The following is a 12,601-nucleotide window of genomic DNA, read 5'->3' as shown; positions in this document are numbered from 1 at the left end:
GGGGCGGGGGCCCGCAACCCCCGCCCCCGCCGGTGACGGAATTCCGCTCAGAGCGTTTTGCCCAGCGCCGGACCGCTCCCGGACCCTTCCGCCGCGTCGTCCGAAGACCCCGTCACCCGGCCCGTCACCGGGCCCACGATCAGGCCCTCGCCGAACGCGTCCACGCGGACCGTGTCGCCGTCCTTGATCTCGCCCGCCAGGATCTCCTTGGCGAGGCTGTCCCCGATGGCGGTCTGGACGAGACGGCGCAGGGGCCGGGCCCCGTACGCCGGGTCGTTGCCCTCGTCCGCCAGCCAGGCCAGCGCCTCGTCCGTGATCTCCAGGGTGAGCCGCCGCTCGGCGAGCCGCTTCGCGAGGCGGCCGACCTGGAGCCTGGCGATGCGCTCCAGCTCCGCCTTGTTCAGCGCCGAGAAGACCACCAGGTCGTCGAGCCGGTTGAGGAACTCCGGCTTGAAGGAGGCCCTCACCACCTCCATGACCTGTTCCTTCTTCTGCTGCTCGCTCGTCAGCGGATCGACGAGGAAGTGACTGCCCAGGTTCGAGGTGAGGACCAGGATGGTGTTGCGGAAGTCGACCGTGCGGCCCTGGCCGTCGGTCAGGCGGCCGTCGTCCAGGACCTGGAGCAGGACGTCGAAGACCTCCGGGTGCGCCTTCTCCACCTCGTCCAGGAGCACGACGCTGTACGGGCGCCTGCGGACCGCCTCGGTGAGCTGGCCGCCCTCCTCGTACCCGACGTAGCCGGGAGGCGCGCCCACCAGGCGGGCCACGCTGTGCTTCTCGCCGTACTCCGACATGTCGATGCGGATCATGGCCCGCTCGTCGTCGAAGAGGAAGTCCGCGAGCGCCTTGGCCAGTTCGGTCTTGCCGACACCCGTGGGGCCGAGGAAGAGGAACGAGCCGGTCGGGCGGTCCGGGTCGGCGATGCCCGCGCGCGTGCGGCGTACGGCGTCCGACACGGCCTGTACGGCCTCGCCCTGGCCGATCAGGCGGCGGCCCAGCTCCTCCTCCATGCGCAGGAGTTTCTGCGTCTCGCCCTCCAGGAGGCGGCCCGCGGGGATGCCGGTCCAGGAGCCGACCACGTCCGCGATGTCGTCCGGGCCGACCTCCTCCTTCACCATCGTGTCCTTGGCGACCTCCTCCTCGGCCTCGGAGGCTTCCTCCAGGTCCCGCTCCAGGGTGGGGATCTCGCCGTAGAGCAGCTTGGAGGCGGTGTCGAAGTCGCCGTCGCGCTGGGCCCGCTCGGCCTGGCCGCGCAGTCCGTCGAGTCTCTCCTTCAGCTCACCGACCTGGTTGAGGGACTTCTTCTCCTTCTCCCAGCGGGCGGTCAGCCCGCGCAGTTCCTCGTCCTTGTCGGCGAGGTCGCGGCGCAGCTTCTCCAGGCGCTGCTTGGAGGCCGCGTCGGTCTCCTTGTCGAGCGCCAGCTCCTCCATGCGCAGCCGGTCGACGACCCGCTGGAGCTCGTCGATCTCGACCGGGGACGAGTCGATCTCCATCCGCAGCCGGGACGCGGCCTCGTCGACGAGGTCGATGGCCTTGTCGGGCAGGAAGCGCGAGGTGATGTACCGGTCGGAGAGGGTCGCGGCGGCGACCAGCGCGCTGTCCGCGATCACCACCTTGTGGTGGGCCTCGTACCGCCCCTTGAGCCCGCGCAGGATCGCGATGGTGTCCTCGACGCTCGGCTCGGCGACCAGCACCTGCTGGAAGCGCCGCTCCAGGGCCGCGTCCTTCTCGATCCGCTCGCGGTACTCGTCGAGGGTGGTGGCGCCGACCATGCGCAGCTCGCCGCGGGCGAGCATGGGCTTCAGCATGTTCCCGGCGTCCATGGCCGAGTCACCGCCGGCGCCCGCGCCCACGACGGTGTGCAGCTCGTCGATGAAGGTGATGATCTGCCCGTCGGAGTCCTTGATCTCCGCGAGCACGGTCTTGAGCCGCTCCTCGAACTCACCGCGGTACTTGGCGCCCGCGACCATCGCGCCCAGGTCGAGCGAGACGAGCTGCTTGTTCTTGAGGGACTCGGGCACGTCGCCCTTGACGATCCGCTGGGCGAGCCCTTCCACCACGGCGGTCTTGCCGACGCCCGGTTCCCCGATGAGGACGGGGTTGTTCTTGGTGCGCCGCGACAGGACCTGGACGACGCGGCGGATCTCCTGGTCACGGCCGATGACGGGGTCGAGCTTGCCGTCCCGTGCCGCGGCGGTGAAGTCGGTACCGAACTTTTCGAGTGCCTTGTACTGGCCCTCGGGATCCGGGGTGGTCACCCGGCGCCCTCCCCTGCTCTTCTGGAACGCGTCCAGCAGCTTCTTCGCGCTGGCCCCTTGCTGGGAGAGTATGTCGCCGACCGCGCCGCCCTTGGCGGCGAGCCCGATGAGCAGGTGCTCGGTGGAGAGGTACTCGTCCCCGAGCTCCTTGGCCCGGTCCGCCGCGTCGGCGATGACCGCGAGCAGTTCGCGGTTGGGCTGCGGCGGGGCGACGGTGGAGCCGGTCACGCTGGGCAGCGCGCTCAGGACGCGCTCGGTGCCGGCCCGTACGGCGGCCTGGTCGGCCTCGACCGCGGCCAGCAGGTCGGTGATGTTCTCGTTCTCCTGCCCGGCCAGCAGCGCGAGCAGCAGGTGCGCGGGGGTCAGGTCCGGGTGGCCCTCGGACACGGCCCGACTGCTGGCCGCGTTGATCGCGTCCCGGCTCCTGTTGGTCAGCTCGGCGTCCACGTTCGCGTTCTCCTCCTCGTGCGTCACTCACGCTCGTGCTCGTACGTACGTGTACGTGTACGTGTGCACGTGTGCTCGTACTCGTCCTCGTGTCCCTGGTCGCGTCCGGCTGGGTCTGACCCGACCGACGTACACAAAGTTGAGCGTACTCCACTCAAGTGGGTCGGTGGAGGGCGTACGGCCAAGTTCCCCGGGGGCGAACGCGGCCGTCCGCCACCGGCGGCACGGGCGATTGGGCTAGGTTCCCGGCCATGGCCTCGCATTCCGTTGACCCGCACGATCCCGACGCCTCGTATCTCGGCTTCTGGCGGGAACGTCATCTGTGCACCCTGACCACCCTCCGGCCCGACGGCACCCCGCACGTGGTGCCCGTCGGCGTCACGTACGAGCCCGCGGCCGGTCTGGCCCGGGTGATCAGCAACAAGTCCAGCAGGAAAGTGCGGAACGTGCTGGCCGCCGGACCCGACGGGATGACGGTCGCCGTCTGCCAGACGGAGGGACGGCGGTGGGCGACACTGGAAGGGCGCGCGCGGGTGTCCGAGGACCCCGAGCGGGTCGCGGAGGCGGTGCGCCGCTACGCCGAGCGCTACACCAGGACGCCCGCACCGAACCCGTCCCGGGTGGTCATCGAGATCACGCTGACCTCGGCGATGGGGAACTACTGACACGGGAGGGGCCGCCGGTGCCACTGATGCCACCGGTGTCCCCGATGCCGCCGAAACCGCCGGGCGGGCCCGCCGTCACGAGGCCGGTTTCACCCCTTGCGCCGCGTAAAGCTCCGGGGACAGCCTGTAACCGGCCCGAAAACTGCAGCGGCGTCACCGTGTTCAGGTCACGGTGACGCCGCTGCGGGGGGAAGCGCCTGAGCGATCTACTACGACGGGGGAATCGCGTCAGGCACTGCGGGGGGTGGCTGAGATGGTTCGGATGTCCGGGGCTTCCGGCTCGACCAGCCGGTGATCGCGCTGATCGAGGTTCACAAAGATCATTCCGTATCGGATGGCACACCGCACCGGCTGCGGCGCCCCCCGGGGCCGACGCAGACAGCGATACGCTCGTACGTCGTCATCGTCGTCCCGGGTCACCACGACCGGTTCCCCGAAGACCGTCACCATCAACGAGTCACCGCTGTGGGGGATGGCGGTGGCCAGGTCGATGAAGTGCCAGCCCGAGCGATAGGCCGTGGCCATCTCTCTACGGAAGGAGCGGTCGTCAGGTGGAGTCGTCACATCAGCCCCCGGCACCGTCGTCCGCACCGATGGGAGGTGCGGGCCAGGTGCTGTCCCCGGGAGGGATGGCGACGGACTCGGCCGCCGACGGCCATGTGCTGTCTGCCCGTGTATGAATGTCGCCCTTCGCACCGGAGAGGCCACTCAGAGCACCGAAGGCCATGACGGCGGAGAAGGCGGCGACAAGCACCGAGCGAAGCATTTTCTTACCCATAATCGGCTTCGTCCTCACTTGAAGGTCCCCTCTTCCCCCGTCGGATACGACGATGGCTCATTCGGGCACGTCATGACCACATAATCGATGCATCATGTTCCTGCATGTTCAGGACCCTGGGGGGTGGAGATTTGGCAACGAATCAGACTAAAGCGACACATCCCCATTCGGTGACCGAACTGTGCGAGGAAGGTGGCCGCCTCTACGCGAACGCTCTCCGCACGGGACGTATCGCCCGAGAGGATGCGAAGCCGGCTCCGTGCCTGATGGAGTTCGCCCTTCTTCATCCCGATCCTGACGACCCGAACTGGCTGCGTCCGGTGCCTCCGACCGTCGCCCTGGCCCAGCGGCTGAACCCCATAGAGCACGAGATCCTCGAGCGCAGACGGCAGTCGATCGAACTGGCAGACGCTTTCGAGCCGTTCATGACCCTCAGCGCCCAGTCCACGGAATCCACACATTCGATCACCGTGCTGGAGGGCGGCGACCGCATCAACGCGGCGCTGAACCTGGCCACCGCCCAGTGCCAGGTCGAGATGCTCACGGTCCAGCCGAGCAACCGCCTCTCCGAGCGCCAGCTCCTCCAGGGGCTGGAGCGCGACAGACCCCTGACCGAGCGCGGCGTGCGGATCAGGACCCTGTACCAGCACACGGCCCGGTACAGCCCCGAGAAGCTCGCCTACGTGGCCCAGCTGTCCGACGGCAAGGTCGAGTACCGCACGATCGACGAACTGGTGGAGCGGCTGATCATCTGCGACGAGACCGTCGCCTTCATCCCCACCCGCGACGACCAGCAGGTCGCCCTGGAGCTCCGCCATCCCGGCCTCGTGCGCTATCTGATCAAGGTGTTCGAGTTCATGTGGGGCCGCGCCGTCCCGCTCAGCGCCGGCGCCCCGTACGAGACCGCCCCCGACGGCATCACCGACATCCAGCACTCCATCGCCAAGCTCCTCGTGGAAGGCCATGTCGACGAGGCCATCGCCCGCCGCCTCGGCATGAACGTACGCACCTGCCGTGCCCACATCGCGAAGCTGGCCACGGCCCTGGGCAGCGGCAGCCGGGCACAGCTCGGCTATCTGATCGCCGAGTCGGGAATCCTGAAACAGGACGGAGCCGCGGGGTGAGAGTTCCACATTCCGCACACAGCGCGGAGGAACTGTGCGCGACCGGGGCCGAGTTGTACGAACGGGCCCTGCGCGAGGGGCGGATACCCAGCTCCGACGCCGAGGACGCGCCCTGTCTGGTCGACTTCGGGATGCTCCACCCCAGCGTCGAGGACCTGAGCCTGCTGGAACCCGTCGCGCCGGCCGTCGCCCTCCACCGGATGCTGCGGCTGTCCGAGGAACGCATCGCGGACGAACGCCGGCACGAGGACCGGCTGGCCACGATGTTCGAGCCCCTGATGCGGATCGACAGCCGGTGGACGGTGGCGACGGACACGCCGGCGATCAGGATCCTCAGCGGGACCACACGGATCAACCAGGCCATCACCGACGCCATGACCGACGCGTCCCGCGAGATCCTCTCCATCCAGACCAACGCCGGACACACCGGTGACCGCCACCAGGTCGCGGAGGTCGTCGCACTCGCCCGCGACCAGGCCCTGCTGGACCACGGCGGCAGCATCCGCTGCCTCTACCAGCACTCGCTCCGCCACTCGCCCACGGTCCTGTCCCGCTACGAACAGCTGCGGGGCGACGTCGAGGCCCGCTCCCTCGACGAGGTCACCGAGCGGCTCATCGTCGTCGACCGCGCGGTCGCCTTCATCCCCGCGAGCAAGGACGGCGCCCTCGCCCTTGAGGTCCATCACCCCACCCTGGTCGGCTACTTCGTCACCACCTTCGACCGGCTCTGGCGGCTGGCCACCCCCATGTACCCCGACTCCGTCCAGCGCCCGTCCCTCAACGGCGTCACGGCACGCCAGCGGGCCATCGCGGGTCTCCTCGTCGAGGGCCACACCGACACGGCCATCGCCGAACGGCTCGGCCTGAACGTACGCACCGCCCGGGTCCACATCGCCAAGCTCGCCGGGATCCTGGGCAGCGAGAGCCGGGCCCAGCTCGGCTACCTCATCGGCCGGTCGGGGATTCTGGACGATCAGGAGCAGTGACCGGCTGGAGCTCCGGGAAGCTCGGGGGCCCGTCGAGGCCCGCCTGGGCTATCCGGACGCCGAGCTGGGTGCGGCTGGCGGCGCCCAGGGTCTCCGACAGGCGGGCTATGTGGGCGCGGCACGTACGGACGCTGATGCCCAGGCGTTCCGCGACCACCGCGTCCTGGTGCCCCTCGGCGAGCAGTGCCGCGATGGAGCGTTCGCGGTGGGTGATGCCCTCGATGCCGGTGTCCGGGAGCGGCGCGGTGAGCGGGATCGCCAGGCGCCAGAGCCGTTCGAAGACGGTGACCAGATAGTCCACCAGCGCCGGGTGCCGCAGCTCCAGCGCGATCGTGCGGTCGGCGCTGGCCGGTATGAACGCGACCGTGCGGTCGAAGACGATGAGCCGGTCGGTGACCTCGTCGAGGGTGCGGGCCTCCGCCGCCTCCTCCATCAGCTCCATGTAGTTCAGCAGGCCCTGCCCGTGCCGGGCCACGTGCGTGTACAGGTCGCGCATCCGCACGCCGCGGCGGCGCAGCGCGAGCGCCCGGTGCAGGCCCTCGGAGAGTTCGTCCTCGCGGCGGATGCCGCCCGGCTGGACCGCCAGCACCTCGGACGTGCACGCCTCGGTCGCCTCGTCCATCGCGGCCCGGATCCGGGGCAGTCCGTCGAGCACCCGCAGCGCCACGCCCTCGGACGGAGAGCGCGCGTTGCCGCCGAGGCCCGCGTACCACTCGAAGGCGGACACCGCCTCGCCCATGCGGGACTGGGTGGCGACGACGTGGTCGTGCATCTCCCGCACCAGCCGCGTCATGACCTCCTGCGGTGAGGTCGGCACCAGCCAGCCCATGTCGTCCGGGTCGGGGTGCAGCAGCGCCAACTCGACCAGACAGGGCACCGTTTCGGCGTCCTCGCGGGACACCCTGCCGCGTCGTACCGCCCGGGAGTAGACCCGGTCTCCGGCATCGCACAGGCGGTCAGCACCGTGCGGATGCGCTTCCGTCCTGTGCCCGGCCATCTCCCCAACCCCCGGTTCCAGCCTCTTCCGCAGCGCAACTATGCGCGGCGTCACCCCGCTCCGCAACACGGCTCTCCTGCCCTCGTGCCCCTTATCGCACCACTTGATCCGCCTTTGCGGCCGCCTCCGGATGACTCGTTGCGACAAACGGAAAGCGACGGCGGCGCGCGGCCTCGGCGCACGGGCAGAGTGCCCGTTCGGGCCGCCGGGAACCGCCGGGAACCCATCGGGCGGACGTCGTGCGGCGCACAGCGTGCGACGTCAGGTCGCACGGAGCGTAAGTGGCCGATACATGTGGTGTGGCGCGCAGGACGGACCGAGCGGGCGGCCCGGCGCGCCCCGAACGCCCCGCGAGCCGCCCGAGGACCGGCGCCCGCGACACCGCAACCGACGGAACCGGCCGAACTTGGGTAGCGGGTGTCGGCGGTGTCGGGTGCGGGCGTTATCGGGTGCCGGTGCTATCGGGCGCGGGTGCTGTCGAGTGCCGGTGCTATCGGGTGCGGGTTACTTGATGCCGAGCGAGTCGCACTGCGACTTGTACTTGGCCGTGCAGATCTCGTCGGCCGAGTAGATGCCGTCCTGGACGACCGTCGACTCGATGGTGTCGCGGGTCAGGACGGAGACCTGGACGAGGTTGGCGGGGATGTCCTTGACGGTGGGGCTTGAGACCTTGTCGGGGGTGAGCGCGTCGAACTCGATGCCGAAGCCGCGGACCCGGGCCACGGCCACCTCGGCGGCGGTCTCGGCCTCCTCCGGGTAGGGCTTGTAGACGCTCATGAACTGCTCGCCGCCGAGGATGCGCTGCACCGCTTCCAGCTCGGCGTCCTGGCCGGTGACCGGCGGCAGATCGGTGACCCCGGCGGCCTTGAGCGCGGAGATGACGCCGCCCGCCATGCCGTCGTTGGCGGAGTACACCCCGGCGATGTTGTCGGCGCCGACGGAGGAGATGGCGGCCATCATGTTGGCGCGGGCGTTCGCCGGCTTCCAGTCCTTGGTGTCGTACGTCTTGGCGATGGTCACCTTGCCCTGCAGCTCGGCGAGGGCGCCCGCCTTGAACTGGGCGGCGTTCGGGTCCGTCACCGCGCCGTTCATCATGACGATCTTCTGGGACCTGCTGCCGTCCAGCTTGTCGGCGAGCGCGCGGCCCTGCACCTGTCCGACGACCTCGTTGTCGAACGAGATGTACGCGTCGATCGGCCCCTCGGCCAGCCGGTCGTACGCGACGACGGGGATCCCCGCGGCCTTGGCCTGCTTCACTCCGGAGGCGATGGCACCGGAGTCCACGGCGTCCACCAGCAACACGTCGACCTGGTCGTCCACCATTTTCGCGAGCTGCCGGTTCTGTACGGCGGCGTCGTTGTCCGCGTTGGCGTAGACGACCTTTCCCTTGCCGTTCGTCAGGGTGCCGACCTTCTTCTTGATGATCGGGTAGTCGAACTTCTCGTAGCGGGAGTTCGACTTCTCCGGCAGCAGGAGGCCCACGGTGATGTCGTCACCCTTGGTCGGGGTCGCGTCGGCGCCGTCGCCACCGCTGCCGCACGCGGCAAGGGTGGTCAGGGTCATGGAGGAGACGGCGATGGCCAGGGCGGTACGACGTGTGGCGCGGTTCACTTCGAGTGCCTTCCGGACGAGGGCGACAGTGCGGGCCCAGGTGACAAAAAGCCAACGCGGGGGTTCACGGGGCGTCAAGGAGTAAGTGCTAACGAGATTGCAACAGAAACCTGTGAAGAGACCGGGGTGAAGTCGGGCGGATTCGCAGGGTGACAATCCACGGTGTCCGCGCACTGTGCCGGAACGGCTCGGAGGATTAACACTCGCGTCGAATTGGAATGCGCGAGTTTCACGATTCGGTGTGGGCTACCTTCGAAGGTGGGCCGATCGGCCAGACCGGCCCGGCCCGGTCCGTGAACCGGTGCGTTCCGCTCATCCTCGGCGAGGTACGCGATGCGAAAGATCATTCTGAGCATGTCCGTCTCCCTCGACGGTTTCTTCGAGGGAGAGAACCACGAGATCGGCTGGTCCAAGGTCGACGACGAACTGCACCGGCATTTCAACGAACGCATCGGCGCGCTGGGCGGCCTGCTGACCGGCCGCGTCACCCACGAACTGATGGCGGACTACTGGCCGACCGCCGACCAGAACCCCGAGAACTCGCCGACCGTCCGCGAGTTCGCCGGCATCTGGCGGGACATGCCGAAGACCGTCTACTCACGGACCCTGGAGAAGGCCGACTGGAACGCGACCGTCGTACGGGAGGTCGTGCCCGATGCGATCAGGGCGCTCAAGGAGCAGCCCGGCGGGGACTTCGTGGTCGGCGGGGCGGAGCTGGCGGCGGAGTTCCGGCGGCACGATCTGATCGACGAGTACACGATCTACGTTCACCCGGTGCTGCTCGGGCGCGGGCGCCGGCTCTTCCACGACACCGACGCGCTCGCGGAGTTGAGCCTCGTCGGGTCCCATGCCTTCGGCAACGGGGTGGTGCTGCTGCACTACCGGCGCGCCGCGGGCCCGACGGACTGAGCCGTCGCAGAGCCCCTTCGCCGTGGGCCGTCACCGCGCCCTTCGCCGTGGGCCGTCAGTCGCCGTCGTCCGAGGGGTGCTGCCGGGGGTGCCGGGGGAAGGGGAGGAGGCGGGCGGACGGGTGGTCGGGTGGGCCGTCAGGGCCCGCCACGCCCTCCTCCTGACCGGAGTCCTCACGGAGCCTGTGCCCAGCCCCTTGGTCGGGCCCCTGGCCGGGCTCCTGGCCGGGCTCCTGGCCGGGCTCCTGGCCGGACGCGCGGGCGTGTTCCTCCCAGCCCGCGCGGAACCAGCTCAGCTGGTGGCGCTGGAGCTCCTCCTCGGTGAGGACGCGGACGGCGTCGGGGCCGGCCGAGCGGACCTTCTCGGCCAGTGCGTCGAGGAGTTCACCCACGAGGTGCGCGACGCGCAGCGCGTCGGAGCCCCGGCCGTCCCGCGCACCGCCGTCGCCCGCGCCGCCGTCGCCCATGCCGTGCCCCGGTCCCATCGCCGTCAAGCGCCCTCCGACAGGAACTGCCGTGCCACCTTGGCGAACAGCTCCCGCAGCTCGGGCGGAACGCCCATCCGCAGGGCCGCCTCCTCGGGGTCGAGCCGCGGGTGTTCCTCGCCGTCCGCGAGGCGCACCGCGCCGGTGAGCGGCAGGTCGTCCTCGGTCAGCCGCCCCGAGCGGATGAGCATCTCCCGCAGGGGTACGCCGAGTACGGCCGCCACGCGCCGCATCGTCTCCAGGTCGGGCATGGACTGCCGCTGGAGCAGCCGGCTCACGGCGGCGCGGTGCACGCCCGCGTCGTCGGCGAGCTTCGAACGGCCGCCGCCGCGCGGGCTGTCGATGTCGTAGCCGCGTGCGCGCAGCAGTTCCTCGATCCAGCCGGCGAACTCCTCGAGCCCGGCGGCCCGGTACGTCTGGTCTGTACGGGCCCCGGCCCGTGAGCTCGAAGCCATGTGTCCGCTCTCCCCTCGTCGCCGGGGCAGCGTATCGATCGCACCCGCGCCAGAATGTGTGCGCGCTCGCACGTAACTGTGGAGATTCGGCAAGTTCTGGCAACGCAGGGTGGTTTGAGGGTCCATCACCACGGCCTACCTCCACGGAGCGTAATCACTTGCGTACGCGCTCGCAACATGCAACCCTGTTCGCTCGCTCGCAACGTTCGAACACATGTTCCCACAAACGAGAAGGGGTTGCGGCTTTATGACCACCACCGAGACCGAGGAGGTCGTCCTGGAGCTGGAACGCCTGCGCCGCGCGGTCGACGTCGGCTTCGCCACCACCCGGGGCGACCTGGCGCTCCTCCTCCAGCGCGCCGACCAGACGGACAAGGCCCTCGCCGAACACGAGACCCGCATCGAGGCCCTGGAACGCACCCGCTGGCCCCTGCCGTCACTGGCGGCGGCCACGTCGTGCCTGGCCCTGGCGCTCACGGTGTGGCAGTCGACGGGCCGGTAGCCGCCGGCCGGGTGCCGCGCCGGGTGCGCGGGACCCGTGATCGCCTCCGTGCCGACGAAGCCCTTCGCGGGCATCGTCGACTCACTCCGCCGCGCGCAGTTCGAACCACACGCCCTTCGCGTACCGCCCCGTTCGCCCGTCGGCGACGCCCCACGCGTCCGCGACCTCCGCGACCAGGGCGAGCCCTCGCCCCCAGCAGGCGACGGCCTCCGCGGCGGGCCGTGCCACGACCGGCGGGTCCGGGCTCTCGTCGAAGACGCTCACGTGGAGGCGGGCCGGGTCGAGACGGACTCGGAGTATCGCGGCGCCCTTCGTGTGCAGGTGGACGTTCGTGACCAGCTCAGAGGTACAGAGGGCCGCGGGCATGACGAGGGGTTCACGGCCGTGCGTGAACAGCACCGCCCGCACGAAGTCCCGGCAGACGCGGGCCGCGGTGACGTCGGCGGACGCGAACAGGCTGTATTCGTGACTGAGTTGATCGATCCGGTGGGCGGCACGACGAGCAGGGTCCATGGGCGTCGCTCCAGTCAGCGCTGTCGACTCGTGGGCAGGGGAGGCTGGTGGCCCCTTTGGGTAACTGGAGCCACACTCAAAGTAGCGGCATAGGTTTACATTGTTCAAGCTATTCACTCGTATCGGTGGACGAACACCCGCGATCCGGAGAGACTTCGGGTAACCGGTAAGGAGTGAACTGTGGGACTGCGCACCACCATCAGCGAACGCCAGCGACGACTCGGCTACGAGCTCAAACACCTGCGCGAACAGGCGGGTTTCAGTGCGGGGGAGGCCGCCGAGCGGATCGGTATGGGCAGGGCCCAGCTGAGCCAGATCGAGACGGCGAAGACGACCATCCTGACGGAACGGCTCCGCGAGCTGTGCCACCTCTATGGGTGCATTGATGCGACCTATGTTGACGCACTGGTCGCGATGTCGGAGGCGACGGGCAGGGGGTGGTGGACGGCCTACAAGAAGCCCATGGAGCAGGGGCCTTTGAACATGGCGGAACTGGAAAGGGATGCCGTTGAACTGCGGTTGCACCAGTCGCTTTTCATCCCGGGCCTCTTCCAGACCGCCGACTACGCACAGGCCGTCTTCGCCACGCCGAAACTCGGTTTCGAGAACGAGGACATCGGGGACGCTCTGAAATTCCGTATGCAACGGCAGAGCATCTTGACCCGCGAGAGCCCTCCCTCTGTACACGCCGTGATCCACGAGTCCGCCCTGCACATGAAGTTCGGGGGCACGGACGTGCTCCGCGAGCAACTTCTCCATCTCGTCGAGTTGGCCCGGCTCCCCCATGTGGCCATCCGGATCTATCCGTTCAGCTCTCAGACCGCGTTTGAGATCTGACATGGGATGATCGGTCGGTGACTCGCCTCGTGAAC

General features: G+C 69.3%; 13 protein-coding genes. 6 read left to right on the top strand and 7 right to left on the bottom strand.

Annotated features, from left to right (window positions below; translation table 11 throughout):
• Positions 1–47 precede the first annotated feature (47 nt).
• Positions 48–2,705, bottom strand: coding sequence for an ATP-dependent chaperone ClpB (clpB, locus tag ACLVWQ_RS14840; protein WP_414109113.1), 2,658 nt, complete (start codon positions 2,703–2,705; stop codon positions 48–50).
• A gap of 251 nt (positions 2,706–2,956) precedes the next feature.
• Here clpB and ACLVWQ_RS14835 point away from each other — a divergent pair, with 251 nt between their 5' ends.
• Positions 2,957–3,370: a pyridoxamine 5'-phosphate oxidase family protein gene (locus tag ACLVWQ_RS14835; protein WP_414109090.1), complete on the top strand. Its 414-nt coding sequence runs from the start codon at positions 2,957–2,959 to the stop codon at positions 3,368–3,370.
• 228 nt (positions 3,371–3,598) lie between these two features.
• On the opposite strand, the gene ACLVWQ_RS14830 is transcribed toward ACLVWQ_RS14835, so the two are convergent.
• Positions 3,599–3,895, bottom strand: coding sequence for a (2Fe-2S)-binding protein (locus ACLVWQ_RS14830; protein ID WP_414109089.1), 297 nt, complete (start codon positions 3,893–3,895; stop codon positions 3,599–3,601).
• 357 nt (positions 3,896–4,252) lie between these two features.
• On the opposite strand from ACLVWQ_RS14830, the gene ACLVWQ_RS14825 reads away from it, so the two are divergent.
• Entirely contained in the window at positions 4,253–5,272 is a 1,020-nt protein-coding gene (locus tag ACLVWQ_RS14825) for a helix-turn-helix transcriptional regulator (protein WP_414109088.1), read from the top strand.
• Positions 5,269–6,258, top strand: coding sequence for a LuxR C-terminal-related transcriptional regulator (locus ACLVWQ_RS14820; RefSeq protein WP_414109087.1), 990 nt, complete (start codon positions 5,269–5,271; stop codon positions 6,256–6,258). Before ACLVWQ_RS14825 ends, ACLVWQ_RS14820 begins: the two co-directional genes overlap by 4 nt.
• Here ACLVWQ_RS14820 and ACLVWQ_RS14815 read toward each other — a convergent pair.
• A complete protein-coding gene (locus tag ACLVWQ_RS14815) occupies positions 6,218–7,255 on the bottom strand; it encodes a LuxR C-terminal-related transcriptional regulator (RefSeq protein ID WP_414109086.1) in 1,038 nt (345 codons plus the stop codon). The two genes, ACLVWQ_RS14820 and ACLVWQ_RS14815, sit on opposite strands and share 41 nt — an antisense overlap.
• Positions 7,256–7,759: 504 nt before the next feature.
• Complete coding sequence (locus tag ACLVWQ_RS14810) at positions 7,760–8,818, bottom strand: sugar ABC transporter substrate-binding protein (protein ID WP_414109112.1); 1,059 nt, start codon at positions 8,816–8,818, stop codon at positions 7,760–7,762.
• Between the two features lie 381 nt (positions 8,819–9,199).
• Between ACLVWQ_RS14810 and ACLVWQ_RS14805 the strand changes: the two genes are divergently transcribed.
• On the top strand, positions 9,200–9,775 hold the full coding sequence (locus ACLVWQ_RS14805; RefSeq protein WP_414109085.1) for a dihydrofolate reductase family protein: 576 nt from the start codon (positions 9,200–9,202) through the stop codon (positions 9,773–9,775).
• A 55-nt stretch (positions 9,776–9,830) separates the two neighbouring features.
• Here ACLVWQ_RS14805 and ACLVWQ_RS14800 read toward each other — a convergent pair whose 3' ends face one another.
• Together ACLVWQ_RS14800 and ACLVWQ_RS14795 are read right to left on the bottom strand one after the other, a co-directional pair.
• Positions 9,831–10,268 (bottom strand): hypothetical protein, encoded by a 438-nt coding sequence (locus ACLVWQ_RS14800; protein ID WP_414109083.1) that lies wholly within the window; start codon positions 10,266–10,268, stop codon positions 9,831–9,833.
• The gene (locus tag ACLVWQ_RS14795) at positions 10,265–10,714 is read right to left on the bottom strand and encodes a helix-turn-helix domain-containing protein (protein WP_414109082.1); all 450 of its coding nucleotides are present in this window, start codon (positions 10,712–10,714) and stop codon (positions 10,265–10,267) included. Before ACLVWQ_RS14795 ends, ACLVWQ_RS14800 begins: the two co-directional genes overlap by 4 nt.
• Positions 10,715–10,961: 247 nt before the next feature.
• Between ACLVWQ_RS14795 and ACLVWQ_RS14790 the strand changes: the two genes are divergently transcribed.
• Positions 10,962–11,216: a hypothetical protein gene (locus ACLVWQ_RS14790; protein ID WP_414109081.1), complete on the top strand. Its 255-nt coding sequence runs from the start codon at positions 10,962–10,964 to the stop codon at positions 11,214–11,216.
• An 81-nt stretch (positions 11,217–11,297) separates the two neighbouring features.
• Here ACLVWQ_RS14790 and ACLVWQ_RS14785 read toward each other — a convergent pair whose 3' ends face one another.
• Positions 11,298–11,729 carry an ATP-binding protein gene (locus ACLVWQ_RS14785; protein WP_414109079.1) on the bottom strand — a complete coding sequence of 144 codons (432 nt, stop codon included), beginning with the start codon at positions 11,727–11,729 and terminating at the stop codon, positions 11,298–11,300.
• A 180-nt stretch (positions 11,730–11,909) separates the two neighbouring features.
• On the opposite strand from ACLVWQ_RS14785, the gene ACLVWQ_RS14780 reads away from it, so the two are divergent.
• Complete coding sequence (locus ACLVWQ_RS14780) at positions 11,910–12,566, top strand: helix-turn-helix domain-containing protein (RefSeq protein ID WP_414109078.1); 657 nt, start codon at positions 11,910–11,912, stop codon at positions 12,564–12,566.
• The last annotated feature ends 35 nt before the right edge of the window (positions 12,567–12,601 follow it).

The sequence above is a fragment of the Streptomyces sp. CWNU-52B genome (genome assembly GCF_047444975.1).
GTDB lineage: Bacteria > Actinomycetota > Actinomycetes > Streptomycetales > Streptomycetaceae > Streptomyces.
This window is presented reverse-complemented; position numbering and strand designations above follow the sequence as displayed.

What these genes read in the sequence shown, in the direction of transcription:
- ACLVWQ_RS14835 (WP_414109090.1), top strand. Translation starts at nt 2,957, where the DNA reads ATGGCCTCGCATTCCGTTGACCCGCACGATCCCGACGCCTCGTATCTC.
- ACLVWQ_RS14830 (WP_414109089.1), bottom strand. Translation starts at nt 3,895, where the DNA reads ATGGCCACGGCCTATCGCTCGGGCTGGCACTTCATCGACCTGGCCACC.
- ACLVWQ_RS14825 (WP_414109088.1), top strand. Translation starts at nt 4,253, where the DNA reads ATGTTCAGGACCCTGGGGGGTGGAGATTTGGCAACGAATCAGACTAAA.
- ACLVWQ_RS14815 (WP_414109086.1), bottom strand. Translation starts at nt 7,255, where the DNA reads ATGGCCGGGCACAGGACGGAAGCGCATCCGCACGGTGCTGACCGCCTG.
- ACLVWQ_RS14810 (WP_414109112.1), bottom strand. Translation starts at nt 8,818, where the DNA reads ATGACCCTGACCACCCTTGCCGCGTGCGGCAGCGGTGGCGACGGCGCC.
- ACLVWQ_RS14805 (WP_414109085.1), top strand. Translation starts at nt 9,200, where the DNA reads ATGCGAAAGATCATTCTGAGCATGTCCGTCTCCCTCGACGGTTTCTTC.
- ACLVWQ_RS14795 (WP_414109082.1), bottom strand. Translation starts at nt 10,714, where the DNA reads ATGGCTTCGAGCTCACGGGCCGGGGCCCGTACAGACCAGACGTACCGG.
- ACLVWQ_RS14790 (WP_414109081.1), top strand. Translation starts at nt 10,962, where the DNA reads ATGACCACCACCGAGACCGAGGAGGTCGTCCTGGAGCTGGAACGCCTG.
- ACLVWQ_RS14785 (WP_414109079.1), bottom strand. Translation starts at nt 11,729, where the DNA reads ATGGACCCTGCTCGTCGTGCCGCCCACCGGATCGATCAACTCAGTCAC.